Genomic DNA, 24853 nt, shown 5'->3' with positions numbered 1-24853 from the left:
CCATCAGAACGGCTTGACCACGACGAGGATCGTGATCGCCAACAACAACAGCACCGGCAGTTCATTGAACCAGCGGTAGAACGTGTGCGAGCGCTTGTTGGCGCCGGCTTCAAACTTGCGCAGCAGCACTCCGCAGCCATGGTGATAGCCGATCGTCACGAGCACCAGCGCCAGCTTTGCGTGCATCCAGCCATTGGGCGGATACATGCCGATGCGGTAGCCGAGGAACAGCCACAGGCCGAGCAGGATCGCCACGATCGCCAGCATGGTCGTGAAGCGGAACAGCTTGCGCGCCATGATCAACAGGCGCGTGATCGCCACGCGCTCGGTTTCCATGGCGAGGTTGACGAAGATGCGCGGCAGGTAGAAGAGTCCTGCAAACCACGACGCGATAAAGACGATGTGAAAGGCTTTGACCCAGAGCATGTCGTTCTCGTTGAAGCAATGCGCGCCGCTCGTGGCGGCGCGCTGGTGGTGAGCCGGATCAGGTGCGGATCTCGCCGTGCCCGAACACGACGTACTTGAGCGAGGTCAACCCCTCCAGCCCGACCGGCCCGCGTGCGTGGAGTTTGTCGTTGGAGATGCCGATCTCCGCCCCCAGCCCATACTCGAAACCGTCGGCAAAGCGCGTGGAGGCATTGATCATCACGCTGGCCGAATCGACCTCGCGCAGGAAGCGCATGCCGGTCGAGTAGTTCTCGGTGATGATCGAATCGGTGTGCGCCGAGCCGTAGGTGTTGATGTGCTCGATGGCGGCATCCAGGCCGTCGACCGTGCGGATCGAGAGGATCGGGGCCAGGTACTCGGTATGCCAGTCGGCTTCGACGGCATCCTTGAGGTTGCCGAAGCCCGCGGCTTCCAGGGTGGCGCGCGTCTGCGCACACACGCGCAGCTCCACCCCCTTCTCCTGGTAGATCTTCACCAGTGGCGGCAGTGCACGCGCGGCAATGTCGCGCGAGACGAGCAGCGTTTCCATCGTGTTGCACGGCGCGTAGCGCTGGGTCTTGGCGTTGTCGCACACGCGCACGGCCTTCTCGATGTCGGCATCGGCGTCGATGTAGACGTGGCAGATGCCGTCCAGGTGCTTGATCATCGGCACGCGCGCCTCTTCCATCAGGCGTGCGATCAGGCTCTTGCCACCGCGCGGCACGATCACGTCGACGTATTCCGTCATGGTGATGAGCTTGCCGACGGCGGCCCGGTCCGTGGTGGCCACTACCTGCACGGCGTTGGCGGGCAGGCCCGCGTCGGCCAATCCTTCCTCGATGAGCGCGGCCAGCGCGCCGTTCGACTCGATGGCTTCCGAGCCGCCACGCAGGATGGTCGCATTGCCTGACTTGATGCACAGCGCAGCGGCATCGACGGTCACGTTCGGGCGCGACTCATAGATGATGCCGATCACGCCGAGCGGCACACGCATCTGGCCGACCTGGATGCCGGTCGGGCGGAACTTCATGTTGCTGATCTCGCCGATGGGGTCGGGCAGCGCGGCGATCTGCTCCAGGCCCGCTGCCATGGTGTCGATGGCGCGATCGGTGAGCGTGAGCCGATCGACAAAGGCAGCATCCTGCCCGTTGGCGCGCGCACGCTCGACGTCGCGGGCGTTGACCTCCTTGAGCTTGGCGGCATCGCGGCGGATGGCGGCGGCGATATGCAGCAGCGCGCGATTCTTCTGCGCGGTGCCGGCACGTGCCATGCCGCGCGAGGCGACACGCGCCTGCCGGCCGACGAGGGCCATGTATTCGTTCACGTCGAGCTGCTTCATGATGGTCGCGGCCGGCGCATGCACCGGCGATTCAGATTCAAGTGAGAAGGGAAGGCGCCGGCTACACGGCGACCGGGAGGCTGCCGGGGCGCGCAACGCGCATTGCCAGCTGCAGCAGGCCATCCCATGGCTCGGCCGGCAGCGACGGTTCGCGCAGGCCCTTGACCTGCCGGTCGAGCCTGGCGGCCATGGCCAGCGCATCTTCCAGTTCCCGCTGCGACAGGCGCTGCGCCGCCTGCGGCACCAGCCGCTCACGCGGGCCCCAGACCCGCAGCTCGCGCAGCATCGAGGCCACCGGCTTGCCCAGGGCGGCGCCCGAGGCGATTTTTGATAATACGCGAATTTCCTCGGTCAACGTCCACAGCACCAGCACCGTGGCCTCACCCTCGCCGCGCAGGCCTTCGAGCATGCGCACCAGGCGCGGCACGTCGCCGGCCAGCATCGCCTCGGACAGCTTGAACACGTCATAGCGCGCCACGTTGAGCACCGCATCGTGCACATCGTCGAACGTCAGCACGCCCGGCGGGTGCAGCAGGCCCAACTTCTGGATTTCCTGATGGGCGGCCAGCAGGTTGCCCTCCACGCGATCGGCAATAAATTGCAGGGCACGTCGACCCGGCTCGCCGGGTTCCACGCGCTGCTGCTGGCGGGCAAGACGTTCGCCGATCCAGCCGGGCAGCTTGGTGCGATCCACGGATTCGACCTTGATCGACACGCCGGCGCCTTCCAGCGCGGCAAACCATGCCGACTTTGCCGTCGCAAAGTCCAGGCGCGGCAGCGTGATCAGCGTGATGGTGTCGGTGGCAGGGCCGGACGGCGTGCCCGCGGCAAGGGCGCGCAGGGCTTCGCCGCCATCCTTGCCGGGCTTGCCGGACGGAATGCGCAACTCGACGATCTTGCGATCGCCGAACAGCGACATCGACTGCTGCGCCTCCGTCACGCGCGACCACGAAAAGCCGCGCTCGACGCTCATCACTTCGCGCTCGGTGAAGCCCTGGGCGCGTGCGGCCAGACGCAGCGCATCGACGGCCTCGAGCACGAGCAGGTGCTCGTCGCCGTGCACCACATACAGCGGCGCCAGGCCCTTGGCGGCGGCCTGCTTCAGGTGCCCTTCGAGCGCGTCGAGCCGCAGTTGCATGACGGGGCGGCCGCCGCTTACGACGGCAATTTGACAGCGGCCAGCCGGCGCACCAGCTGGTTGACGACATCGCCCTGCATGTCGCGGTAGAGCGCCGCTTCCTCGTAGTCCTTGGCGAGCACCTGCGTCTCGTTGTACGAGAGGTCGCGGAACTGCGTGATCTCCGACGGCGGGATCAGCAGATTGTCGCGCGCATCGCGCAGCTGGAACCGGAAGCGGTACGTGATGCGGTACTCGCGCACCACGCCCTGCGGCGTGAGCGACGAGATCGTCTTCACGCGGTCCTCGGCCAGCACGTCGAGCAGCGCATCGGCGTCCTTCTTGTCCGACACGATGACCGTGTCGGATCCGTTGTCGATCAACCGGCGCAGCTGCGCGCGCATCTGCGAGTTCTGCGGCAGGTTGATGTACAGCTTCTTGAAGGCGAAGTCGGTATTGCCGCGCAAGTGGAAACCGCAGGCGGACAGCACCGGCAAAGCCACAGCCAGCGCGAAGACGGTACGGCCGAAGTGGCGACGAGACAGCGACATAACCTTGCGTTCCTTGAGTGAGGGGCCCAATCAGGCCACCACGTTCACCAGACGGCCGGGCACCACGATGATCTTCTTCGGCGGCTTGCCGTCGGCAAAGCGCTGCACGGCCTCGTCCTTGGCGGCGAGCGCTTCGATGGTGGCGCGGTCGGCATCGGCCGGCACCACGATGCTGCCGCGCACCTTGCCGTTGACCTGCAGCACGAGTTCGATCTCGCTCTGCACCAGCGCATTCTCATCGACCTGCGGCCACGGGGCGTCGAGCAGGTCGCCATACACGCCTGCATAGCCGAGCTCCTGCCACAGTGCATGCGTGATGTGCGGCACCACCGGGTACAGCACGCGCAGCAGGATGCCAAAGCCTTCACGGCGCGCGTCGGCGCCCGCGTCCTTGGCGCCTTCCAGCGCGTTGAGCATCTTCATCGTCGCAGACACGACGGTGTTGTACTGCAGGCGCTCGTAGTCGTAGTTGGCCTGCTTGAGCACGGTGTACAGTTCGCGGCGCAGCGTGCGGTCGGCATCGGTGGCACCGGCGACGACGCCATTGCCATGTCCCGCGCGAATCGCATCTCCATGTACGACGCCGAAGTTCCACACGCGGCGCAGGAAGCGCGAGGCGCCCTCCACACCGGCGTCGCTCCATTCGAGCTGCTGCTCGGGCGGCGCGGCAAACATCGTGAACAGGCGCGCCGTATCGGCACCGTACTGGTCAATCAGCGCTTGCGGGTCGATGCCGTTGTTCTTCGACTTCGACATCTTCTCCACGCCGCCGATCACCACCGGCTTCCCGTCGGCCTTGAGCGTGGCGCCCACGGGGCGGCCGCGTTCGTCGGTCTGCACGTCGACGTCCGCCGGGTTGATCCACTGCTTCTTGCCCGCAGCGTCTTCGCGGTAATACGTCTCGTTGAGCACCATGCCCTGCGTAAGCAGGTTGGTGAACGGTTCGTTGAACTTGACGAGGCCCAGGTCGCGCATGACCTTGGTCCAGAAGCGCGCGTACAGCAGGTGCAGGATCGCGTGCTCGATGCCGCCGATGTACTGGTCCATCGGCATCCAGTAATCGTTGCGGGCGTCGACCATCGTGGCGCCGTCCGGGCACGTATAGCGCATGTAGTACCAGCACGAATCGATGAAGGTATCCATCGTGTCGGTCTCGCGGCGCGCGGGCTTGCCGCACGACGGGCACGTGCAATTCAGGAAGCGCGGATCCTTGGCGAGCGGGTTGCCCGTGCCGTCCGGAACGAGGTCTTCGGGCAGACGCACCGGCAGGTCCTGCTCGGGCACCGGCACGACGCCGCAGCTCTCGCAGTGGATCAGCGGGATCGGCGTGCCCCAGTAGCGCTGGCGCGAAATGCCCCAGTCGCGCAGGCGCCAGGTGGTCTTCTTCTCGCCGACGCCCTGGGCGGCCAGGTCGGCGGCCACGGCATCGACGGCTTGCTGATAGTTCAGGCCATCGTACTTGCCGCTGTGGACGAGCACACCGTGCTCCTTGTCGGCGTACCAGTCGGCCCAGGTGGTGGTGTCGTACGGCTGGCCTTTCACATCCACGACCTGCTTGATCGGCAGGCCGTACTTGTTGGCGAACGCGAAGTCGCGCTCATCGTGCGCGGGCACGCCCATCACGGCGCCGTCGCCGTAGCTCATGAGCACGTAGTTGCCGACCCACACCGGCACGGGCTCGCCCGTGAGCGGGTGCGTGACCGTCAGGCCGGTCGGCATGCCCTTCTTTTCCATGGTCGCCATGTCGGCTTCCATGACGCTGCCGTGCTTGCATTCGTCGATGAAGGCCGCGAGTGCCGGGTTGGTCTGCGCGGCATGCGTGGCGATCGGGTGTTCGGCCGCCACGGCGCAGAAGGTGACTCCCATGATGGTGTCGGCGCGCGTGGTGAAGACGTACAGTTTGCCGTCATTGATCGGCTTGCCATCTTGGCCCGGGATGGTGTGCGGGAACGCAAAGCGCACGCCCTCGCTCTTGCCGATCCAGTTCTGCTGCATCAGCTTGACGCGCTCCGGCCAGCCCAGTGCATCCAGATCGGAGAGCAGTTCCTGCGCGTACTCGGTGATGCGCAGGTAGTACATCGGGATCTCGCGCTTTTCCACCACCGCGCCCGAGCGCCAGCCGCGCCCGTCGATCACCTGTTCGTTGGCGAGCACGGTCTGGTCGACCGGATCCCAGTTCACGGTGCCAGTCTTGCGGTAGGCGATGCCCTTCTCGAGCATCTTCAGGAACAGCCACTGGTTCCAGCGGTAGTAGTTGGGGTCGCAGGTGGCGACCTCGCGCGACCAGTCGATCGCCAGGCCCATCGACTGCATCTGCTTCTTCATGTAAGCGATGTTGTCGTAGGTCCAGGTGGCCGGGGCCACGCCGTTGTTGAGCGCCGCGTTCTCCGCCGGCATGCCGAAGGCGTCCCACCCCATCGGCATCAGGACGTTGTACCCCTTCATGCGCAGATGACGCGTCATCACGTCATTGATCGTGTAGTTGCGCACGTGGCCCATGTGCAGCTTGCCCGACGGATACGGCAGCATCGAGCAGGCGTAGAACTTGGGCTTGTCCGAGCCGTCAGCGGCGCGCGCGTGTTCGGTCACGCGATAGGCGTCTTTGGCCTGCCAGTGTTGTTGCGCCAGCTGTTCAACGTCAGACGGGGAATATTTCTCTTGCATGGTGACGGAACGCCCGGATGCTGCGGGCGATTGCAGCCGCGGCGCCTGCGCGCGCGGCCGGATTGGATAACGGAAAAGGCCCGATTATACCGTCGCCACCCGCCCCGCCGGAGCCGCGGCAACGGCGCAAGAAGGCGCCGAACAGGCCTGCCGGCGCCTCTTTTTGTGCGCTTGTTACAGGCCCAGCACGTCGTTCATGTCGTACAGGCCCTTCTTGCCGGCCACGAACACCGCTGCGCGCACCGCGCCCTCGGCATACGACTGCCGCGTGTTGGAGCGATGCGTGATCTCGATGCGCTCGCCTTCGCCGGCAAACAGCACGGTGTGGTCGCCGACGATGTCGCCACCGCGCACGGTGGCAAAGCCGATGGTGCCCAGCTCGCGCGGGCCGGTCTCGCCTTCGCGCGCATAGACGGCGCGGTCGGCCAGCCGGGTGCCCTGCGCCTCGGCCACGATCTCGCCCATCTTGAGCGCGGTGCCCGACGGCGCATCGATCTTATGCTTGTGGTGTGCCTCGATGATCTCGACATCGTAGCCCTGCGCCAGGATCTTGGCCGCCACTTCGATCAGCTTGAACGTGGCGTTCACGCCCACGCTCATGTTGGGCGCCCAGACCACGCCGATCGACTCGCCGTAGGTCTTGAAGCTGGCCTTCTGCTCGGCCGAGAAGCCGGTGGTGCCGATCACCACGGCCTTGCCGAGTTCACGCGCGATGTCCAGGTGGTGGATCGTCGCGTCAGGGCGGGTGAAATCGATCAGCACGTCAGCCTGCGACAGGCCTGCGCGCACATCGTCGGTCACGATCACGCCCGTGGCCTTGCCAAGCCTAGCGCCGGCGTCCTGCCCCACGGCATCGCTGCCCGGACGATCCAGCGCAGCGCCCAGCGTCACGCCGGGGGTGCGCAATACGGTGTCGATCAGCATCTGGCCCATGCGGCCCGAGGCGCCTGCAATCGCGATTTTCATGTCGGTGGAAGCGAAAAGCTGCAAAAGGGGAAACGGTCTGTAAAACGCACAAGCGGCGGAACCCGTCCGCCGCTCGCTCGAAGTCGTGATGCCGGCGCGCTGGCTATGCGCGCTTCACGGCGTTTACTGCGATTGGGTGGCCGGCGGCGGAACGCTGGTATCCGTGCCACCGCCGCCGCTGCGGCGCTCCGGCAGCGTCACGTCGACGTTGTTCTTCGAGCCGGCGGTCGATTGCACACGGTCGCTCACTTCGGCCGACGGGATGGACGGCGCACGCGATGCCGGCGCTGCGCCCGCCGCTGCAGCGGCCTGGGCAGCGTCCTTCTTCGGACGCTTAATGCCGTCGATCTCGGCAATCAGGTCCTGCTCCGACGGCAGGTCTTCAGCCCCGGCCCATTTAGCCAAGCGATCGCCGTCGAACCACACCGTCAGCTTGCGCTCCTGCACGACGTTGGTATTGCCGCGCTTGAACGAGAAGATGTAGTCCCAGCGGTTGGCGTGGAACATGTCGGTCAGCAGCGGCGAACCGAGCACGAAGCGCACCTGGTCGCGCGTCATGCCTTCTTTGAGCTGCGCGGCCTGCTCGCGCGACACGAAGTTGCCCTGCACGATATCGATGCGATACGGCGTGATGGCATTCGCGATCCTGCGCGTGGTGCTGTCATAGGTGCCGCACCCGGCCAGCAACGCCGACGCGGCGAGCATGGCGCCCATCAACAGGCCGCCGCGACGGGCGACATGGGCAAAACGGGCAGGACTGCGCGCAAAGGAAAAGGTCATGAGCGATCGGCCTTCAAACGGTTCCGGGGCAAGCCCGGCACGGGGGGTTCTGGCGACGGCCCGGGCACCTGAGGCAGGCCCGTCAATGGGACTTTTATCGCCAAAACCCTTATGATTGGAATATCCGAACATTGTACTCTAGGGAGCCTGGCGCATGCCGAGTCCTGCAGACCTCAAGAACATCGGTCTGAAAGCCACGGTGCCGCGGTTGAAGATTCTCGAGATCTTTCAGACCAGCGATGAGCGCCACATGAGCGCTGAAGACGTGTACCGCATCCTGCTCGCGGAACACATGGACATTGGCCTGGCCACGGTCTATCGCGTCCTCACGCAGTTCGAGCAGGCGGGCCTGCTGTCGCGCAACAACTTCGAATCCGGCAAGGCGATCTACGAACTCAACGAAGGCAAGCACCATGACCATCTGGTGTGCCTCGATTGCGGCCGCGTGGAAGAATTCTTCGATGCCGAGATCGAGCAGCGCCAGCAGAGCATTGCCCGCGCACGCGGCTTCGCGCTGCAGGAACACGCGCTGTCGCTCTACGGCAACTGCACGAAAGAGCCCTGCCCGCACCGCCCGAAACGCTGACGCATTGCTCCGGGGAAAAAGAAACGGCCGCTTCATCTGCGGCCGTTTTTGTTGAGGCGGGAAGCGCGGGTCACACGGACAACCGCGTCTCACCCTCCTTTTCCGGATCCCCCTTGCTGCTCCTGGCAGCCTTGCCCTTGCCGGAGCCATCGGACGGCAGCGTCGGATGACCTGAGGCATCCACGGGCTGCCCTGTGTATTCGGCCACGACCTGCTTGAACAACTGGCGCGCCCACACGAGCATCGGGTGCGTGTTGCGGCTACGGTGCCACAGCATGTTCAGGCCAAGGACGGTTTCGAGTTCGGTGGGCAGCGGGAAGGCGTTCAGCTCGTACGTCTGGCAGACCAGCTCTTTCATCAGCGAATTGACCGTGAAGATCATGTCGGTTTGCGCCGCCACCTCGGCCTGCGTGCGCCAGCCGTGCACGGTCATGGTCGAATTGCGCTTGAGCCCGCGCTGCTGCAAGGCGTAGTCGAGCGGGATCAGCGACGGCGCGACGCGGGCGCCGGGGCTGCCCTGCGCCACGAAGATGTGCTCGCAGTCGAGGTACTGCTCGAGCGTGCAGCCATTGCCCAGGATCGGGTGGCCCTTGCGTGCGCAGACCCACATGTTGAAGGAGGTCACGACCTCTTCCACGATCTCGGGATGGCGCGTCGGGAAAGGCGAGAACGCCAGATCCAGCTCATTGGCGCGCATGGCGGCCACGTCGGCCTCCCACGACGACGACTCGGTCAGCCGGACCTGCAGGCCCGGCGCGAGGCGCTTGATGCGCAGCAGGAAGCGGTCGAACAAGGCATCGCCGAGCGTGCCGGCAAAGCTGATGTTGAAGGTGCCCGTCGCCTCGGCCGGCTCGAACGCGGCGATATCGCCCTCGTTGATGGCGGCCCACAGATCGAGCATCTCGCGGACCTTCGGGCCGAGTTCCAGCGCCTTGGGGGTCGGGGTCAGCCCGTGCGGAACACGAATGAAGAGGGGATCATCGAAGATTTCCCGCAGGCGGCCCAGCGAATGCGACACCGCCGGCGCCGTCATGTGCATCTTTTCTGCCACGTAGGTGGCGTTCCGCTTGCTGAGCAGCTCGACAAAAATCACCAACAGTTTGGTATCGACGTTGACCATGGGACGCCTTGGCTCAGACACATTGGAAGGTGCAGGGGCAACCATTGCCGAGGCAATGGGCCCGGCGCGGCAGACGCGGTTGCCGCACCCGAATGTAGTATTTGTTCAGTGTACGGAAGGCAACCCGAATTTCAAAGCAAATTCCAATGGACGCGCACGTCCGGTTGACCCCGCTGCAAACGTTTTCCTCCAACTGTATAACAAAAAAAGCGCCGCTGGCCGAAGGAATGCCGGCCACCGGTTAAAAGAAAACGCGCCCGAAGGCGCGTTTTTTCCTGGGCGGCGTACCGGCTTACTTGGCCACCACGCGGGCCATTTCGAGCACCTTGTTCGAGTAGCCCCATTCGTTGTCGTACCAGCTCACGACCTTGATGAAGGTGCCGTCCAGCGCGATACCGGCTTCGGCGTCGAAGATCGAGGTGCGCGCATCGCCGCGGAAATCCGTAGCGACGACCTTGTCCTCGGTGTAGCCGAGCACGCCCTTCAGGGCGCCTTCGCTCTGCGCCTTCATTTCGGCGCAGATTTCGTCGTACGTGGCGGACTTTTCCAGCTCGACGGTCAGGTCGACCACCGACACGTCGGAGGTCGGCACGCGGAACGACATGCCGGTCAACTTCTTGTTCAGCTGCGGGATCACCACGCCCACGGCCTTGGCGGCGCCGGTGGAGGACGGGATGATGTTTTCCAGGATGCCGCGGCCGCCGCGCCAGTCCTTGTTGGACGGGCCGTCAACGGTCTTCTGCGTGGCGGTGGCAGCGTGCACGGTCGTCATCAGACCGCGCTTGATGCCCCACTTGTCGTTCAGCACCTTGGCAACCGGTGCCAGGCAGTTGGTCGTGCACGAAGCGTTCGAGATGATCGCCTCGCCCTTGTACGTTTCGTGGTTCACGCCATACACGAACATCGGGGTGTCGTCCTTCGACGGGGCCGACATGATCACCTTCTTGGCGCCTGCGTCGATGTGCTTCTGTGCGCCTTCCTTGGTCAGGAAGATGCCGGTGGATTCGACCACCACGTCTGCGCCGACTTCGCCCCACTTCAGTTCGGCCGGATCCTTGACCGCGGTCAGGCGGATCTTCTTGCCGTTGACGACCAGCGTGTTGCCGTCGACCGAGACTTCACCCTCGAAGCGGCCGTGCACCGAGTCGTACTTCAGCATGTACGCCAGATAGTCCGGCTCGAGCAGGTCGTTGATGGCAACGACTTCGATGTCCTTGAAGTTGGCGACGGCGGCGCGGAACACCATGCGTCCGATGCGGCCGAAGCCATTGATGCCGATCTTGATGGTCATGGTCAGTCTCCTGATAGCAGAAAAGAAATCGACGAAAGCAACGCGGCACCTCGTGGGTGCCGCGCGCGCAAATTCAGTTAGGCAATGACGCTCTTGGCGGTGTTCGCCACGTTCTCGACCGTGAAGCCGAAGTGCTTGAACAGCACGCCTGCCGGGGCGGATTCACCGAACGTGTCGATGCCCACCACGGCCTGCACCTGGTACTTCCACCAGAAGTCGGTCACACCGGCTTCGACGGCAATGCGCGGCACGCCATGCGGCAGCACACTGGCCTTGTACGCGGCGTCCTGCTTGTCGAACACCGTGGTGGACGGAATCGACACCACGCGCGCGTGAATGCCCTCGGCGGCGAGCTGGTCGGCTGCACCGACGGCCAGGCCGACTTCCGAGCCGGTGGCGATGATGACCACGTCCGGCTTGCCGTTGGCGGCATCGCGGAGCACATAGCCGCCGCGCGCAATGGCCTCGCGCGTGGCCGGATTGCGCGCCTGGAACGGCAGGTTCTGGCGGCTGAAGATCAGGCAGCTCGGGCCATGCTGGCGCTCGATGGCGGCAGCCCAGGCCACGGCGGTTTCGGTGGTGTCGGCCGGACGCCACACATCCATGTTGGGGATCAGACGCAGGCTGGCGACGTGCTCGATCGACTGGTGCGTCGGGCCGTCTTCGCCCAGGCCGATGGAGTCGTGCGTAAAGACGAAGATCGAGCGGATCTTCATCAGCGCGGCCATGCGCAGCGCGTTGCGGCTGTAGTCGGAGAACGTCAGGAACGTGCCGCCGTACGGGATGTAACCGCCGTGCAGCGCGATGCCGTTCATGATGGCGCTCATGCCGAACTCGCGCACGCCGTAGTTGATGTGGTTGCCCCAGGCGTCCACACGCACGGCCTTGCTGCCGCTCCAGTTGGTCAGGTTCGAGCCCGTCAGGTCGGCCGAGCCGCCCAGCAGTTCGCCCAGCACCGGACCGTACGCTTCGAGGGTGTTCTGGCTCGCCTTGCGCGTGGCGATGGTCTCGGCCTTGAGTTCGCACTTCTCGATGAACGCGTCGACGGCCTTTTCAAAGCTGGCGGGCAGTTCGCCGCGCATGCGGCGCTCGAATTGCTCGGCTTCGGCCGGGTAGCGGTCGGAATAGGCATCGAACAGCGCATTCCAGGCCTTCTCCAGCGCCTGGCCCTGGCCCTTGGCGTCCCACGCGTCGTACACGGCTTGCGGCACTTCGAACGGGGCGTGCGGCCAGGCCAGCGCTTCACGCGCAGCGGCAATTTCCACCCCGCCCAGCGGGGCGCCATGCACGTCGTGGCCGCCTTGCTTGTTCGGCGCGCCCTTGCCGATCACGGTGCGGCAGCAGATCAGCGTCGGCTTGTCGGACTTCTTCGCTTCGGCAATGGCGGCGTCCACGGCGTCGACGTTGTGGCCGTCCACGGCGCGGATCACGTTCCAGCCGTACGCTTCGAAGCGCTTCGGGGTGTCGTCGTTGAACCAGTGGACGACGTCGCCGTCGATCGAGATGCCGTTGTCGTCCCACAGCGCGATCAGCTTGTTCAGCTTGAGCGTGCCGGCCAGCGAGCAGGCTTCGTGGCTGATGCCTTCCATCAGGCAGCCGTCGCCCAGGAAGACGTAGGTGTGGTGGTTGACGATGTCAAAGCCGGGGCGGTTGAACTCCTGGCCCAGGAGGCGCTCGGCCAGTGCCATGCCGACGGCGTTGGTGATGCCCTGGCCCAGCGGGCCGGTCGTCGTCTCGACGCCCGGGGTGATGCCGTATTCGGGGTGGCCGGCGGTCTTGCTGTGCAACTGGCGGAAGTTCTTCAGTTCCGACATCGGCAGGTCATAGCCGGTCAGGTGCAGCAGCGCGTAGATCAGCATCGAGCCGTGGCCGTTGGACAGCACGAAGCGGTCGCGATCGGGCCAGCGCGGGTTCAGCGGGTTGTGCCGCAGGTGGCGACTCCACAGTGCCACGGCGATGTCAGCCATGCCCATCGGCGCGCCGGGGTGGCCAGAGTTGGCCTGCTGGACGGCGTCCATGGCAAGCACGCGGATGGCATTGGCCATCAGCTGGGTGGGCTGGGTCGTATTCGAGTGGAGTGCGGGGGCGGTCATGCGAACCTGCGGGCGGAAAGACGGTAGGCGGGAAAACCGCGATTTTACCAGACCGACACGGCCCGGCTGGGGCCGTTTTGGCGATCTTCGGCCCGCCCGCTGCCCTCCCCCGCCCGGCTTACCACTCCGCGACGGAGCCGTCTGCGTGTCGCCACACGGGGTTGCGCCAGTCGGGGGCTTCCTTGCTGCGTTCGATGACCAGCGCCTCGTCGATGTCCACGCCCAGGCCGGGCAGGCGCGGCGGGCGGATGTAGCCGCCTTCCAGCGCGAAGTCGGCCTTGTTTCGCACGTAATCGAGCAGTTCGGCGCCCTTGTTGTAATGGATGCCCATGCTCTGTTCCTGCAACGTCGCGTTCCAGCTGACGAAATCCACGTGCAGGCAGGCCGCCAGCGCGATGGGGCCAAGCGGGCAATGCGGCGCCAACGCCACATCGTAAGCCTCGGCCATGGCGGCGATCTTCACGCATTCGGTAATGCCGCCCGCGTGAGACAGGTCCGGCTGCAGGATCGACACCCCGCCTGCCTCCAGCACCCGCTTGAAGTCGAAGCGCGAGAACATGCGCTCGCCAGCGGCGATGGGCAGATGGGTGTGGGCGGCCAGGCGGGCATAGGTTTCGGCCTGCTCGGCCAGCACGGGCTCTTCGATAAAGAGCGGGCGATACGGCTCCAGCTCCTTGATGAGCACCCTGGCCATCGGCGCAGACACACGACCGTGAAAATCCAGCCCGAATTCGACAGTGTTGCCAAACGCCGAGCGGATCTCGGCAACCTTGGCCACCGCCGCGTCCACCGCGCGGGACGTGTCGATGATGCCCATCTCTTCGCAGCCGTTGAGCTTGAAGTGATCGAAGCCGCCGGCCTGCAGCGCCTTCATGCCGGCAATCACGTCGGCCGGGCGGTCGCCGCCGACCCAGCTGTAGGTGCGCATCTTGTCGCGCACGAGGCCGCCGAGCAGTTCGTACACCGGCACGCCCAGCACCTTGCCCTTGATGTCCCACAGCGCCTGGTCGATGCCGGCGATGGCACTCATCAGGATCGGCCCGCCGCGGTAGAAGCCGGCGCGGTACATGGTCTGCCAGAGGTCGTTGATGCGGCTCGGGTCCTGGCCGACGAGGTAGTCGGACAGCTCGTGCACCGCCGCTTCCACCGTGCGCGCACGGCCTTCGATGACGGGCTCGCCCCAGCCGGTGACGCCCTCGTCGGTCTCGACTTTCAGGAACATCCAGCGCGGAGGCAGGCGGTAGGTGGTCAGGCGGGTGATTTTCATGGATCGAATCGAAGGTGCGTTCAGGTGCGGACAGATTGGACGGCGCGGTAGGCCGCGACAAAGGCGCGCGCGCGTTCGGCGGTGCGCTCGGCGGGCTGGCCGGGGCGATACAGGTCGCTGCCGAGCCCGGCGCCGATGCAGCCGGCGGCAAGGTAATCGGCAAGGTTCTCCGGCGTGATGCCGCCGACGGCAAATACCGGCACGTCAGCGGGCAGCACGGCCTTGAGCGCCCGGACATAACCGGTCCCGAGATTGCCGGCCGGGAAGATTTTCAGCGCCTGCGCGCCTGCGTCGAGCGCGGCAAAAGCCTCGGTGGCGGTCATGCAGCCGATACAGGTGACGAGGCCGGCGTGGACGGCAGCGCGGATCACCGGCGTATGCGTGTTGGGCGTGACGACCAGCTTGCCGCCGGCCGCGACCATCAGGTCAACGTCTTCGGCGCGCAGCACGGTGCCCGCGCCGATCAGCGCGCGGTCGCCAAAGGCACGCGCGGCGAGTTGCACGCTCTGCGCCCAGTCGGGCGAGTTCAGCGGAATTTCGATGGCGTCGAAACCGGCATCGACCAGCGCCTGCGTGTGCGCGAGCACCTCGTCAGGCCGGATGCCGCGCAGGATGGCGATCAGCGGAAGGTGGGTTGTCCAGGTCATTCGTGATAGAGCTGCGAGCGGCCGCCATCGATCAGGATGTCGGTCGCGTTGATGAAGCGCGCCTCGTCGGAGGCGAGGAACAGCGCGGTGTAGGCCACTTCTTCGGGCTCGCCGATGCGCTTGCACGGCAACAGCTCGGCCTGGCGGCGGCGTTCGGCTTCCGGATCGGGGGCAGCAGCAAAGCCGGCCTCGGCAATCGGCGTGAGGATCAGTCCCGGCGAAATCGAATTGACGCGGATACCGCGCGCCGCATATTCGATACCCAGCGCACGCGTGAGCCCGATCAGCCCATGCTTGGCCACCGGATACGGAAACGCGCCCGGAATGATCTTGTGCCCGTGCACCGACGCGATGTTGACGATGCTGCCTGCCCCGCGCGCCAGCATGTGCGGCAGCACGGCGCGCGCGCAATGCCACGCACCTTCCAGATCGACGGAAAGGCAGCGCGCCCAGTCGTCCTCGCTCAACGCGAGCGGATCGGAAAACACGTTGATACCGGCGTTGTTGACCAGCACATCGATGCCGCCAAAGCGCTCGACGCCGGCAGCGACCATGGCGTCGATCTGGGCGCGGTCGCGCACGTCGGCTTGCACGAGGAGGATGTTGTCGTCGCCAACGCTGTCGCCCATTTCGGCGGCAAAGGCTTCGGCGCGCGCGTCACGCACCAGCGCGTTGACGATCACGCGGGCGCCGTGCTGCGCGAACAGCTTGGCAATCGCGCCGCCAATGCCTTGCGTGGCGCCCGTGACCAAGGCGACCTTGCCGGCAAGACGCGGCGGAAAAGACATCGGAGAAACAATCATGCGTCAGTTCGGTTCACGGTGAATTGATAGCTGCGCTGCAGGCTCTGGCCCGTGCCGAGAACCGTCAGCCCGTGGTCTTGCGCCAGGCCGGGCAAGTTGTGCGCGTTGATGGCGTGGTCGACCGGCTCGAAGCAGAAGAAGTCGTACCCGGCTGGGGTGTACAGCACATAGCGCGACGTGTCGGCCGTGATCTGCACCGACAGGCGGCGGCTGGGCCAGACGATCTCGGCGTGGCCATCCCAGCCTTCAAAGCTGTGATTGATGGCGGCGTTGGCTTCGAGCTTCCGGAGCTTGCGAAAGTCTGCATCTGCATGTGGCGCCTGCAGAACCGTCGGCAGATGGTCCGATGCGGATTCCCACATGGCCGTGGCGCTGGCGAGCAACCGAACATCCGGCGTGCGCGGAAAGAACGGATGCATGCCCAGGCCAAAGGGCAGCGGCGCACCTTCGTTGCGTACCGTCAGCGAAATTTCCAGCGTGTTGCCCGCGAGCGTGTAGCGCTGCGTCGTCAGGTAGCGGAAGGGGCGGCCGTGGTGGACCGTTGCGGCGAGTTCGACCGACGTGTCCGTTTGTGAGACCACCTCCCACGGCATCAGCCAGCCGTGGCCGTGCAGCGGATACGCTTCGTCGTCACGCGTGCCCGGCACGTCGATGGTCCGCCTCTCGAACTGGAAGCGCCCACCGCCGATGCGGTTGGACCACGGCACGAGCGGAAAACAGGCGAGCGCTCTCGGATCGTGCAGCGCGGCTTCTGCTGTCCCCGGCCGGAAGATCGGCGCGACATCGCCGTCAAGCAGCAGATCGAAACGCAGCAAGCCGCCACCGGCTTCGGGCAATACCTCGGCGCGCAGCGTGCCGTTTTCAAGCTGCAACGTAGGCATGGCCAAACCGGCCCTCCGGCAATCCGCGTACGTCCGGCACGGCGATCTGCAACGTCGCGCCGGCATGCACGTCTTCTGCCAGGCGGCGCGCCGACAAACCATCGCGCGCCGTCGTCAGATACAGCGTGTCGAGCGCCTCGCCGCCAAATGCCGGGCATGTGGGCTGCGAAGCCGGCACGGACACGCGCGCCAGCACGCGGCCGTCCGGTGCGTAGCGCGTCAGGCGGTTGCCGCCCCACTCGGCATTCCACAGGCAGCCGTCTGCGTCGACGGTCGAGCCATCGGGCGAGCCCTTGTGGGCGCCATCGGCATCCTGGTCACGCAGATCGGCGAAGACGCGAATATTGGCGACTGCACCGGTCTGCCCGTCGTAGTCGCACGCGTGGATGCGGCGGCTGAGCGTATCGCACCAGTACATCGTCCCGCCGTCGGGGCTGAAGGCAATGCTGTTGGCAATCGCGATGGAGGGCAGCGCCAGGCGTTGCAGCACGCCCATCGGCGTGAAGCGGTAGAAGCTGCCAGTCGGTTCGGGGCCGCCTTCATGCAAGGTGCCGAAGACGTAATTGCCGGTGCGGTCTGCGCGACCGTCATTGATGCGCGTGGTCGGGTTGTCGGATTCGACGTCGGCCAGCAGCGTGAGCGCGCCGGTGCGCGTGTCGAAGCGGGCGATGTTCTTGGCAAGGCCGAGGATCAGCACGCCGGGCTCGTCCGTCAGCACGAAAGAGCCCACGCGTTGCGGCAGCGGCCATTGACGCTCCTGCCCCGTCGCCGGATCGTGCTGCCACAGCAGCGATTCCTGGATGTCGGTCCACCAGAGCACGCGCAGGGCGTCGTCCCAGACGATGCCTTCGCCCAGCGTGCAGCGCAGATCGGACAGCGTGGTTGCGGTTGTCATCTGCACGGCCTCACTCACGGCCGCCACGGTTCTTCAACTGGTCGACCAGCACCGCTGCCAGCAGGATCGCGCCGCGCACGAGGTACTGATAGAACGCGTCGATGTTCAGCAGGTTCATCGCGTTCTGCACGGTGCCCATGATGAGCACGCCGACCAGCACCCCGCTGATGGTTGCGCGACCGCCGAGCAGCGACACGCCGCCCAGCACGCAGGCCGAAATCACGTTCAGCTCAAAGCCTTGCGCCGCATTCGGCTGACCGCTGGTGATGCGCGCGGCCAGGATCACGCCCGCCAGCGCGGCAATCACGCCCTGGATCAGGAAGATCACGATGCGCGTCATGTTGACGTTCACGCCGGCCAGCCGCGCGGCTTCCGGGTTGCCGCCAATCGCCAGCGTATTGCGGCCGTAGATCGTCTTGTTGAGCAGCACGCCAAACACGACAAAGCACAGCGCCGCGACCCACACCGGCGTCGGCACACCAAAAAAGATCGTGTTTCCGAGGTCGAAGAAATCCATGTCGGACACGCCCACCGCCTGCCCATGCGAGGCGATGAAAGCGAGGCCCCGCACGATTTCCATCGTGGCCAGCGTTGTGATCAGCGCATTGATCTTCAGCTTGGCGATCACGAAACCATTGATGCCGCCGATGATCGCGCCCGCCACCAGGCTCGCGCCAATGCCGAGTGCAATGCTGCCGGTGGCGTTGATGATCATGGCGCACAACACGCCGGCAAACGCCACCGTGGAGCCGATCGACAGATCGAAATCACGCGACGCCAGACAGAACATCATCGTGCAGGCAACCATGCCGATCTGCGAGACGGACAGCGCAAGGCCGACCATGTTCTGCCACGAGAAGAAATACTCGACGGAGAACGACAGCGCGGCAAAGAGAATGGCGAAGATCAGCGGCAGGCTGAAATCGTCCAGCAGGCGAAGCAGGCGCGTCTTGTTCATGGCAGAGCGTGCCGATGCGGCAAGCGCATCGGAATGTTGCAGGGGTTGAGACTGGGACATCTTGGACTCCGGGGTTCTCATGCCGCCAGCGGCGGCAAAGGTGCGGACGGCAACGGCGCGGACTCTGGCCGCAGCGCGAGCTTGAGCACGGCCTGCTCGTTGGCCTGTTCGCGCGGCAATTCGCCGGCGATGCGGCCTTCGCTCATCACGAGCACGCGGTCGGCCACACCGAGGATTTCCGGCAGCTCGCTGGAAATCATCAGCACGGCCACGCCGCGTTCGGCCAGCTCGTACAGCACCTGGTAGATCTCGTTCTTGGCACCGACGTCGATGCCGCGCGTGGGCTCGTCGATGATCAGCACGCGCATGTCGTCTTCGGCCAGCCAGCGCGCCAGAATCGCCTTCTGCTGATTGCCGCCCGACAGCAGGCGGATCGGCTGCTCGCGGTTGGGCGTCTTGATGCGCAGGCGCGTGATGTAGTGATCGGCCGTCTTCGCTTCCTGCCGGTCGTTAACGAACAGGCCGAAGCGGCGCTGGTTGCGCCGGCAGCTGATGTTGATGTTTTCCGACACCGAGCGGCAGCCGATGATGCCCTCTTCCTTGCGGTCTTCCGGGCACAGCACGATGCCTTGGCGAATGGCATCGGCCACATCCCGGATGCGGATCGGCGCGCCATCGAGCGTGATGCTGCCCGCCGTCTTGCGATCGGCCCCGTAGATCAATCGCGCCAGTTCCGAGCGCCCTGCGCCCACCAGCCCGAACAAGCCGACAATCTCGCCGCGGCGTACGGACAGGCTTGCCGGCTCAGCAAGCTTCGGGCCCATCAGGCCATCCACCCGCAAGCGCACCTCGCCCAGCGGCCGCGCGCGGTAATCGAAGATGTCGTCGATCTGGCGGCCGACCATCTGCGCCACCAGCTCGTCGCGCGTGACGTTGGTCATCGACGGGAAATCCGCCACCTTGCGGCCGTCGCGGAAGATCGTGCAGCCATCGCACAGCTCGAAAATCTCATCGAGCCGGTGCGAGATGTAGATCAGCGCACGGCCCTGCGCGCGCAGGTCTTTCACGAGGCGGAACAGGATGTCGGTCTCCCGGATCGACAGCGAACTCGTCGGCTCGTCCAGCGCAATCACCCGCGCATCGCGCAGGATCGCCTTGCAGATCTCGACCATCTGGCGCTGGCCGATCGACAGGTGCTTCAGCTTGGCGCGCGGGTCCAGGTCGACGCCGATGCGGCCGAGCTGCTCGCGCGTCCACGCCATCGCCTCGCGCTGACGGATGAACCCGCCGCTGGCCGGCAGGTGGCCGAGCAGCAGGTTGTCCATCACCGTCAGCTCGGGCACCGTCTGCAGCTCCTGATGGATGACCGCAATGCCGGCATCCAGCGCCGCGCGCGTGGTCGGAAATGCGGTCGGCTTTCCCTCGACGACGATCTGCCCACCATCGGGCTGATAGTCGCCGCCCAGGATCTTCAGCAGCGTCGACTTGCCCGCGCCGTTCTCGCCCAGCAAGCCGTGCACGCGACCGCATTCGATGCCGAACGACACATCGGACAGCGCCCGCACACCCGGAAACACCTTGCTGATGCCACGAAACTCAAGAAACGCCGACATGGCAAGTCTCCTTCAACAACGTCGTCCGCAGGATCACAGACCCATCTCCTGGCGGACCTGCTTCTCGTTCTCGCGCGTCATCAGGCGGCCGCTGGTCAGGATGAGCGGGTCCGGCGCCTTGTTGTTCTTGATCCACTCGTACATGTTGACCGAGGTCTCGTAGCCGTGACGCTTCGGGCTGATGAGCACGGTACCGAAGAAGCCGGTCTTCTCGGGCTTGGCAAATTCGTTGAGCGCCGACTGGCTGCCGCCGATGCCCACCCCGATGATGTCTGCCGGCTTCACGCCATGGCCTTCCGCCGCACGCACGGCGCCCAGCACGGCTTCGTCATTCAAGCCGAAGGCAATCCAGTGCTTGAACTTCGGGTTCTTGGTCAGGGTGATGTTGGCGGCGTTGAACGCGGCCTCGGTATCCGTCTTGGCCTGCGGGCTGGTCAGCACGTTGGCGGCCGGAAAGCCTGCCTTGGTGAGCGCGGCGACGGCGCCGTCGGTGCGTTCCTTGGCGGTCGGCAGCTGGTCATAGGCGATGCGGATGGCGCCAACCTCTGACAGGTTCCAGCCGCGCTTCTTCATCTCCTGCGCGATGGCATCGCCCACCTGTTCGCCGATCTTCGTGGCCGAGATGCCCATGTGCGGCACGGCTTCGATCGGCTTGCCTGCGCCGTCGACCAACCGGTCATCCACCGTCATCAGCTTGAGGTTGTTCTGCTTGGCCTTGGCGACGACCGCCGGTCCGAGCTTCACGTCGGGCACGCAGATCACGAAACCCTGCGCGTGCTGCGCGCCCAGGTTGTCGATGGCGGTCAGCACTTCGCCGCCGCTGGGCACGCCGATCTTCACCAGCTTGAAGCCTTTCTCCTTGGCAGCCTGGTCTGCGAACTTCCATTCGTCCTGGAACCACGGCTCTTCGGGCTGCTTGACCAGGAAGCCGATCTTCACGTCATCGGCTGCGTGGGCAAAGACCGAAAGGCCGCCTGCCATGGCGAACAGTGTGGCGGCCGCAATGGCCTTGAATGTCCCGCGTCGTTGTTGTTGCATGTTGTCTCCTTGCGATGCCGTCCTGGCGGCACCTGTCTTGCGTTGGATGAAAGTCTGGCGGTGCGGAGCGCTAGCCCTGCGCCACCTTCAATGTCTTCACCAGGCCACGCTCGCGGGCGATGGCGATCGCGCCGCTGCCGGCCAGGTGTTCCTGCTGTTCAGTGCTCGTCACCGTGACCTTGCCGGAGAAGAAGTCGTCCTCCGACACCAGCACGGCCAGCGCTTCACGCAGCAGCGGCTTGCCCGTGATGACGAACTGCGTGCCCGGGTTCATGCGGATCGCGCTGCTGTTCTTGAGCGTGAGCAGATCCGCGCCCAGTACCGCGCCCAGCAGGAAGTTCGCCCTCGCATTGCGCTCGTAGATCGTGAACTGGCCCAGCGTGCGCACCATGAAGCAGGCACGCCCGAGGCCGATGCTGCTGGCGCTGCGCGCGCCGGCGAGCAGCATCTCCGGATCGACCTCGCTGGCGAAGTCGGAATCCAGCGCATCGGCCAGGATGGTGTTGTGCGTGATCACGTGCAGCAGCTCGCCGGCGAGCGTCGTCACGCAACCGGTGATGCGCTGGTCGGCGTCCAGGTGTACGAACTTCGAGTGGGAGCCCGGCAGCACGATCACCGCCGGTTCGTTGATCCCGAGGCGCGAGACCAGGCCCATGGTCTCGACCTCTTCGCCACGCATCATGTCCATCGACTCGATGTTGTGCAGGCCGAGGTTGTCCACCGGATTGCGCACGCCGGGCACAAACCAGATCGGCTTGGCGCACACCTCGGGGATGCTGGCCTGCACCATCCCCGCTGCCAGGTCGCGCAGCCCGGCTGGCGCCACCAGGTGCGGCACCTCGTGCAGGCCGACGTTGGAGGTGATCATGCCGGAGGCCAGCACGAGGTCGACCTGGCCGATGCCGAAGCCGGCCCTCTGCAGCGCGGCTTCGATGGTGTCCTGCACGCCGCGCTGCAGCGTCGTCCGGTTGCCGGTGATGGCGGTGTCGCGCACCCCCACCTGGCGCGCGGCCTGGCAGAGTGCAACGTCATCACGCCACACCGTGACGCGCGTGTTGGTGGTACCTGTATCGATGGTGAGGATGTTCATGCGTGGCATTGCTAGGGGAGTGGGCCGCGGGTTTAGAACGAGTGAACGATACCCGTATAGGCACCCAGCTGGTTCTTGCCCGGCGCCGGGTTGTTGTTGGTCGCTTCCACCGAGATGTTGGCGTTGGCGCTGTTCTGCACCGTGCCGACGCTCGCGTACAGCATCGTGCGCTTCGAGAGGTTGTAGTTCGCGCCGGCCATGAACAGGTTCGCGTTGCCGCCGCCATGGTTCACATTCACGCGGTATGCCGCGCCGATCAGCGTCAGCGCCGGCGTCACCTCGTAGTTCACGCCAAGCCAGTAGTGGTGCGCCTTGGTGGGGGCACCGGCCACGGCATCGGGCGCCGACAGGTTTTCATACACGGCAAACAGCTTCGCCTTGCCGATGGTGTACGTGCCGCCGATCGTCGCTTCCTTCGAGAAGTTGAAGATGTCGCTGAACTTGCCGTTGCCGTCGCGGATCACGTCGTAGATCGCGCGCACCTCCACGGGGCCGGTCTTGTAGACGGCCGATACGCCATCGCGGCGGCCGTTGCTGAACGAGCCCGGTTGTTCGCCCAGCCCGGTCTGCAGGCCGATCTGGAAGCCACCCCAGGTCGGGCTCTGGTACTCAACGATGTTGTTCGCGCCCGGCCAGTTGCGCCCGCGCACGAGCGTGGCCGAGCCGATGAACTGCTGGCCGGTCGGGTCGAGGAACCAGACGTCGTTGCTGATGAAGAGGTTCTTGCCGGCCGTCAGCGTGCCCCAGGTCGGACTGGACAGGCCGACGTACGAACGGCGGTTGAAGAGCGCATCGCCGTTCGTGCGCCCCTTGCTCGCGCCAAAACCGGATTCGAGCCGGAACACCGCCTGCAGGCCGCCGCCCAGGTCTTCCTTGCCCATGAGGCCGAACATGCTGGTTCCCCACTGGTTGTCGGCGCCGCGCCAGAGGCTGCCGCCCGGCGACGTGGACGTGGGGGCCACGTTGTTCTGGTAGTCGATGCCGGCAGCCACGCGGCCGTACAGCGTGACGTTGGTTTGGGCGAAGGTGGGAGCGGTCCAGCCTGCCAGCGCAATCGCGCACGCAAGCATCCCGCCAACAGCGGTGGTTCGATTCATGACGTCTCCTGAAGTGTTTTTGTAGGACGGGGTCCGGCGCGCCGCGCGGTTCGAGATCGCTGGAGGCACACACCAGGCATCGTCGCCGTCCCCGGGCGTATTTGTAGTGGGCGTGCCCGAAGCGTGGCAAACTACAAATTCTTCGCGAGACGTTAAATTTTTCTTAACGAGAACGCATGCCACGGCGCCTCCCTCCCCTCAATGCATTGCGCGTCTTTGAAGTCGCGGGCCGTCACCTGAGTTTCAGCCGGGCCGCCGACGAGCTTTGCGTGACCAACGCGGCCGTCAGCCACCAGATCAGGCAGCTCGAGGATCATCTCGGCAAGAAGCTGTTCGCCCGCCGCAACAACCAGCTCACGCTGACAGACGCCGGCGAGAACTACCTGCCCCGTGTGCGCGATGCCCTGCGCGCACTCGAGCAGGCCACCGACCTGCTGATGGACACCGCCGATGCGCCCCTGCGCGTGGCCGTCCCGCCGACCTTCGGCGCCAAGTGGCTGGTTCCGCGGCTGTATCGCTTCTTCAACCAGCATCCGCATGTGCGCGTCGAGGTCTCCACCGCCGACGTGCAGGACCACGGCCAGTTCGACCTGTGCATCGACGACCGCCAGGTCAATGCGCCGAACCTGCGCGTGGAATGGTTCACCTCCACCGACTTCTTTCCCGTCTGCAACGCTGCGCTGCAGGCGGCCATCCGCATGCCGCAGGACCTGGCCGCCCATACGCTGCTGCACGAACGCGGCGGACGCCACCTCGCGCACCACCCCACCTGGCAGCAATGGCTCGACGAGGTGGGCGTGCGCCAGATCGACGCGACGCGCGGCCCGGCATTCTCCGAAGCGCTGATGGCACTGCAGGCCGCGATCGACGGCCACGGCGTGGCGCTGGGCCAGGGCATCCTCGTCGAATACGACATCGCCGCCGGCCGGCTCACGCGCCCGCTGGCGACCGAGGCGTCGCTGCGCCTGTCGTACTACCTGATCCACCCGCACCAGGCTGCCGAACACCCCGGCTTTGCGCTGTTCCGCCAATGGCTCATCGATGAAGTCGCACGCAGCGGCGGGCGCGCGCGCAACGTGCCGCCCACCAGCGAGGTGTTTTGATTTCTTTTTGATTGTGTCGTGGCGGGCGCTCTACACTAGTCGTCCCTGGTTGCCCTGAGCCGAACAAGGAGCCCGCCATGAGCATCCCCCGCCCCGCCAACACACCGTGGCTCGTGCCCTACCTGACCGTGCGCGACGCGTCGGCCGCCATCAGCTTCTATCGCAACGCGTTCGGTTTCGATGTGCAGGACGAAGTTCATGACCATGGCAGGCCGATCCACGTCGAGATGACCTACCACGGTGAACTGACGCTGATGTTCGCCCCCGAGGGCGCCTTCGGCTCCACCGCCAAGGCGCCGGCCAGCGCGGGCTTTGAATGCCCGCAGAACTTCCACCTGTATTGCGAAGACGTCGATGCCGTCTACCAGCGCGCGCTGAACCAGGGCGCCACGTCGGTCATGGCCCCGCACGACGCCTTCTGGGGCGAACGCTACGCCGCCGTGCGCGACCCCGACGGCTACCGCTGGGGCCTGGCCTGCCGCCCCGCCGCAGCCGCCTGATTGCCTGATCGCCTGACCGGATTCACCA

At 65.6% G+C, this 24853-nt stretch carries 23 protein-coding genes; 3 read left to right on the top strand and 20 right to left on the bottom strand.

Going from position 1 to position 24853, the window contains the following annotated elements; genetic code table 11:
* Positions 1–3: 3 nt before the first annotated feature.
* The 7 genes from TK49_RS06725 to TK49_RS06695 form a co-directional block, all read right to left on the bottom strand.
* Complete coding sequence (locus tag TK49_RS06725; protein ID WP_045786025.1) at positions 4–426, bottom strand: CopD family protein; 423 nt, start codon at positions 424–426, stop codon at positions 4–6.
* A 58-nt stretch (positions 427–484) separates the two neighbouring features.
* Positions 485–1765 (bottom strand): glutamate-5-semialdehyde dehydrogenase, encoded by a 1281-nt coding sequence (locus TK49_RS06720; RefSeq protein WP_045787779.1) that lies wholly within the window; start codon positions 1763–1765, stop codon positions 485–487.
* Positions 1766–1826: 61 nt separating this feature from the next.
* A complete protein-coding gene (gene holA / locus TK49_RS06715; RefSeq protein WP_045786024.1) occupies positions 1827–2903 on the bottom strand; it encodes a DNA polymerase III subunit delta in 1077 nt (358 codons plus the stop codon).
* A 17-nt stretch (positions 2904–2920) separates the two neighbouring features.
* Entirely contained in the window at positions 2921–3433 is a 513-nt protein-coding gene (locus tag TK49_RS06710) for an LPS-assembly lipoprotein LptE (protein ID WP_045786023.1), read from the bottom strand.
* Between the two features lie 30 nt (positions 3434–3463).
* The gene (leuS, locus tag TK49_RS06705) at positions 3464–6097 is read right to left on the bottom strand and encodes a leucine--tRNA ligase (RefSeq protein WP_045786022.1); all 2634 of its coding nucleotides are present in this window, start codon (positions 6095–6097) and stop codon (positions 3464–3466) included.
* Positions 6098–6271: 174 nt separating this feature from the next.
* Positions 6272–7063 (bottom strand): 4-hydroxy-tetrahydrodipicolinate reductase, encoded by a 792-nt coding sequence (gene dapB, locus TK49_RS06700; RefSeq protein ID WP_045786021.1) that lies wholly within the window; start codon positions 7061–7063, stop codon positions 6272–6274.
* Positions 7064–7186: 123 nt separating this feature from the next.
* Positions 7187–7843 carry an outer membrane protein assembly factor BamE gene (locus tag TK49_RS06695; protein WP_045786020.1) on the bottom strand — a complete coding sequence of 219 codons (657 nt, stop codon included), beginning with the start codon at positions 7841–7843 and terminating at the stop codon, positions 7187–7189.
* A 154-nt stretch (positions 7844–7997) separates the two neighbouring features.
* Between TK49_RS06695 and fur the strand changes: the two genes are divergently transcribed.
* A complete protein-coding gene (gene fur / locus TK49_RS06690; protein WP_045786019.1) occupies positions 7998–8429 on the top strand; it encodes a ferric iron uptake transcriptional regulator in 432 nt (143 codons plus the stop codon).
* A 70-nt stretch (positions 8430–8499) separates the two neighbouring features.
* On the opposite strand, the gene TK49_RS06685 is transcribed toward fur, so the two are convergent.
* The 13 genes from TK49_RS06685 to TK49_RS06625 all read right to left on the bottom strand — a co-directional run bounded on the left by TK49_RS06685 (position 8500) and on the right by TK49_RS06625 (position 23222).
* Positions 8500–9549 carry a LysR family transcriptional regulator gene (locus tag TK49_RS06685; protein WP_045786018.1) on the bottom strand — a complete coding sequence of 350 codons (1050 nt, stop codon included), beginning with the start codon at positions 9547–9549 and terminating at the stop codon, positions 8500–8502.
* A 292-nt stretch (positions 9550–9841) separates the two neighbouring features.
* On the bottom strand, positions 9842–10840 hold the full coding sequence (gene gap, locus TK49_RS06680; RefSeq protein ID WP_045786017.1) for a type I glyceraldehyde-3-phosphate dehydrogenase: 999 nt from the start codon (positions 10838–10840) through the stop codon (positions 9842–9844).
* A gap of 77 nt (positions 10841–10917) precedes the next feature.
* Positions 10918–12933: a transketolase gene (gene tkt / locus TK49_RS06675; protein ID WP_045786016.1), complete on the bottom strand. Its 2016-nt coding sequence runs from the start codon at positions 12931–12933 to the stop codon at positions 10918–10920.
* 118 nt (positions 12934–13051) lie between these two features.
* Positions 13052–14200: a galactonate dehydratase gene (gene dgoD / locus TK49_RS06670; RefSeq protein ID WP_045786015.1), complete on the bottom strand. Its 1149-nt coding sequence runs from the start codon at positions 14198–14200 to the stop codon at positions 13052–13054.
* A gap of 20 nt (positions 14201–14220) precedes the next feature.
* A complete protein-coding gene (locus TK49_RS06665; RefSeq protein WP_045786014.1) occupies positions 14221–14847 on the bottom strand; it encodes a 2-dehydro-3-deoxy-6-phosphogalactonate aldolase in 627 nt (208 codons plus the stop codon).
* Entirely contained in the window at positions 14844–15650 is an 807-nt protein-coding gene (locus tag TK49_RS06660) for an SDR family oxidoreductase (RefSeq protein WP_045786013.1), read from the bottom strand. Before TK49_RS06660 ends, TK49_RS06665 begins: the two co-directional genes overlap by 4 nt.
* Positions 15647–16531: an aldose 1-epimerase gene (locus TK49_RS06655; RefSeq protein WP_045787778.1), complete on the bottom strand. Its 885-nt coding sequence runs from the start codon at positions 16529–16531 to the stop codon at positions 15647–15649. The genes TK49_RS06660 and TK49_RS06655 overlap by 4 nt, the downstream gene beginning before the upstream one ends.
* Positions 16512–17426: an SMP-30/gluconolactonase/LRE family protein gene (locus TK49_RS06650; protein WP_045787777.1), complete on the bottom strand. Its 915-nt coding sequence runs from the start codon at positions 17424–17426 to the stop codon at positions 16512–16514. The genes TK49_RS06655 and TK49_RS06650 overlap by 20 nt, the downstream gene beginning before the upstream one ends.
* 10 nt (positions 17427–17436) lie before the next feature.
* Positions 17437–18384, bottom strand: a complete 948-nt coding sequence (gene araH / locus TK49_RS06645) for an L-arabinose ABC transporter permease AraH (RefSeq protein WP_249262918.1) — start codon at positions 18382–18384, stop codon at positions 17437–17439.
* 77 nt (positions 18385–18461) lie between these two features.
* Positions 18462–19997, bottom strand: coding sequence for an L-arabinose ABC transporter ATP-binding protein AraG (gene araG / locus TK49_RS06640; protein WP_045786012.1), 1536 nt, complete (start codon positions 19995–19997; stop codon positions 18462–18464).
* Between the two features lie 33 nt (positions 19998–20030).
* Positions 20031–21035 carry an arabinose ABC transporter substrate-binding protein gene (locus tag TK49_RS06635; protein ID WP_045786011.1) on the bottom strand — a complete coding sequence of 335 codons (1005 nt, stop codon included), beginning with the start codon at positions 21033–21035 and terminating at the stop codon, positions 20031–20033.
* 70 nt (positions 21036–21105) lie between these two features.
* Positions 21106–22125: a 2-dehydro-3-deoxygalactonokinase gene (locus TK49_RS06630; RefSeq protein WP_045786010.1), complete on the bottom strand. Its 1020-nt coding sequence runs from the start codon at positions 22123–22125 to the stop codon at positions 21106–21108.
* 32 nt (positions 22126–22157) lie between these two features.
* On the bottom strand, positions 22158–23222 hold the full coding sequence (locus tag TK49_RS06625) for a porin (RefSeq protein ID WP_045786009.1): 1065 nt from the start codon (positions 23220–23222) through the stop codon (positions 22158–22160).
* Between the two features lie 176 nt (positions 23223–23398).
* Here TK49_RS06625 and gcvA point away from each other — a divergent pair, with 176 nt between their 5' ends.
* Positions 23399–24325: a transcriptional regulator GcvA gene (gene gcvA, locus TK49_RS06620; RefSeq protein ID WP_045786008.1), complete on the top strand. Its 927-nt coding sequence runs from the start codon at positions 23399–23401 to the stop codon at positions 24323–24325.
* 77 nt (positions 24326–24402) lie between these two features.
* Positions 24403–24825 (top strand): VOC family protein, encoded by a 423-nt coding sequence (locus TK49_RS06615; RefSeq protein WP_045786007.1) that lies wholly within the window; start codon positions 24403–24405, stop codon positions 24823–24825.
* The last annotated feature ends 28 nt before the right edge of the window (positions 24826–24853 follow it).

Source organism: Ralstonia mannitolilytica, from assembly GCF_000954135.1.
GTDB classification, from domain to species: domain Bacteria; phylum Pseudomonadota; class Gammaproteobacteria; order Burkholderiales; family Burkholderiaceae; genus Ralstonia; species Ralstonia mannitolilytica.
The sequence above is the reverse complement of the archived record's forward strand: the minus strand, read 5'-3'. Positions and strand labels throughout refer to the sequence as shown.

Bases quoted from the DNA above. Each gene is read 5' to 3' on its own strand.
- gap (WP_045786017.1), bottom strand. From the start codon at position 10,840: ATGACCATCAAGATCGGCATCAATGGCTTCGGCCGCATCGGACGCATG.
- fur (WP_045786019.1), top strand. From the start codon at position 7,998: ATGCCGAGTCCTGCAGACCTCAAGAACATCGGTCTGAAAGCCACGGTG.
- TK49_RS06635 (WP_045786011.1), bottom strand. From the start codon at position 21,035: ATGCAACAACAACGACGCGGGACATTCAAGGCCATTGCGGCCGCCACA.
- leuS (WP_045786022.1), bottom strand. From the start codon at position 6,097: ATGCAAGAGAAATATTCCCCGTCTGACGTTGAACAGCTGGCGCAACAA.
- araG (WP_045786012.1), bottom strand. From the start codon at position 19,997: ATGTCGGCGTTTCTTGAGTTTCGTGGCATCAGCAAGGTGTTTCCGGGT.
- araH (WP_249262918.1), bottom strand. From the start codon at position 18,384: ATGAACAAGACGCGCCTGCTTCGCCTGCTGGACGATTTCAGCCTGCCG.
- TK49_RS06665 (WP_045786014.1), bottom strand. From the start codon at position 14,847: ATGACCTGGACAACCCACCTTCCGCTGATCGCCATCCTGCGCGGCATC.
- gcvA (WP_045786008.1), top strand. From the start codon at position 23,399: ATGCCACGGCGCCTCCCTCCCCTCAATGCATTGCGCGTCTTTGAAGTC.
- TK49_RS06630 (WP_045786010.1), bottom strand. From the start codon at position 22,125: ATGAACATCCTCACCATCGATACAGGTACCACCAACACGCGCGTCACG.
- TK49_RS06660 (WP_045786013.1), bottom strand. From the start codon at position 15,650: ATGATTGTTTCTCCGATGTCTTTTCCGCCGCGTCTTGCCGGCAAGGTC.
- TK49_RS06650 (WP_045787777.1), bottom strand. From the start codon at position 17,426: ATGACAACCGCAACCACGCTGTCCGATCTGCGCTGCACGCTGGGCGAA.
- dgoD (WP_045786015.1), bottom strand. From the start codon at position 14,200: ATGAAAATCACCCGCCTGACCACCTACCGCCTGCCTCCGCGCTGGATG.
- TK49_RS06615 (WP_045786007.1), top strand. From the start codon at position 24,403: ATGAGCATCCCCCGCCCCGCCAACACACCGTGGCTCGTGCCCTACCTG.
- tkt (WP_045786016.1), bottom strand. From the start codon at position 12,933: ATGACCGCCCCCGCACTCCACTCGAATACGACCCAGCCCACCCAGCTG.
- TK49_RS06710 (WP_045786023.1), bottom strand. From the start codon at position 3,433: ATGTCGCTGTCTCGTCGCCACTTCGGCCGTACCGTCTTCGCGCTGGCT.
- TK49_RS06655 (WP_045787778.1), bottom strand. From the start codon at position 16,531: ATGCCTACGTTGCAGCTTGAAAACGGCACGCTGCGCGCCGAGGTATTG.
- TK49_RS06685 (WP_045786018.1), bottom strand. From the start codon at position 9,549: ATGGTCAACGTCGATACCAAACTGTTGGTGATTTTTGTCGAGCTGCTC.
- dapB (WP_045786021.1), bottom strand. From the start codon at position 7,063: ATGAAAATCGCGATTGCAGGCGCCTCGGGCCGCATGGGCCAGATGCTG.
- TK49_RS06720 (WP_045787779.1), bottom strand. From the start codon at position 1,765: ATGAAGCAGCTCGACGTGAACGAATACATGGCCCTCGTCGGCCGGCAG.
- TK49_RS06725 (WP_045786025.1), bottom strand. From the start codon at position 426: ATGCTCTGGGTCAAAGCCTTTCACATCGTCTTTATCGCGTCGTGGTTT.
- TK49_RS06695 (WP_045786020.1), bottom strand. From the start codon at position 7,843: ATGACCTTTTCCTTTGCGCGCAGTCCTGCCCGTTTTGCCCATGTCGCC.
- TK49_RS06625 (WP_045786009.1), bottom strand. From the start codon at position 23,222: ATGAATCGAACCACCGCTGTTGGCGGGATGCTTGCGTGCGCGATTGCG.
- holA (WP_045786024.1), bottom strand. From the start codon at position 2,903: ATGCAACTGCGGCTCGACGCGCTCGAAGGGCACCTGAAGCAGGCCGCC.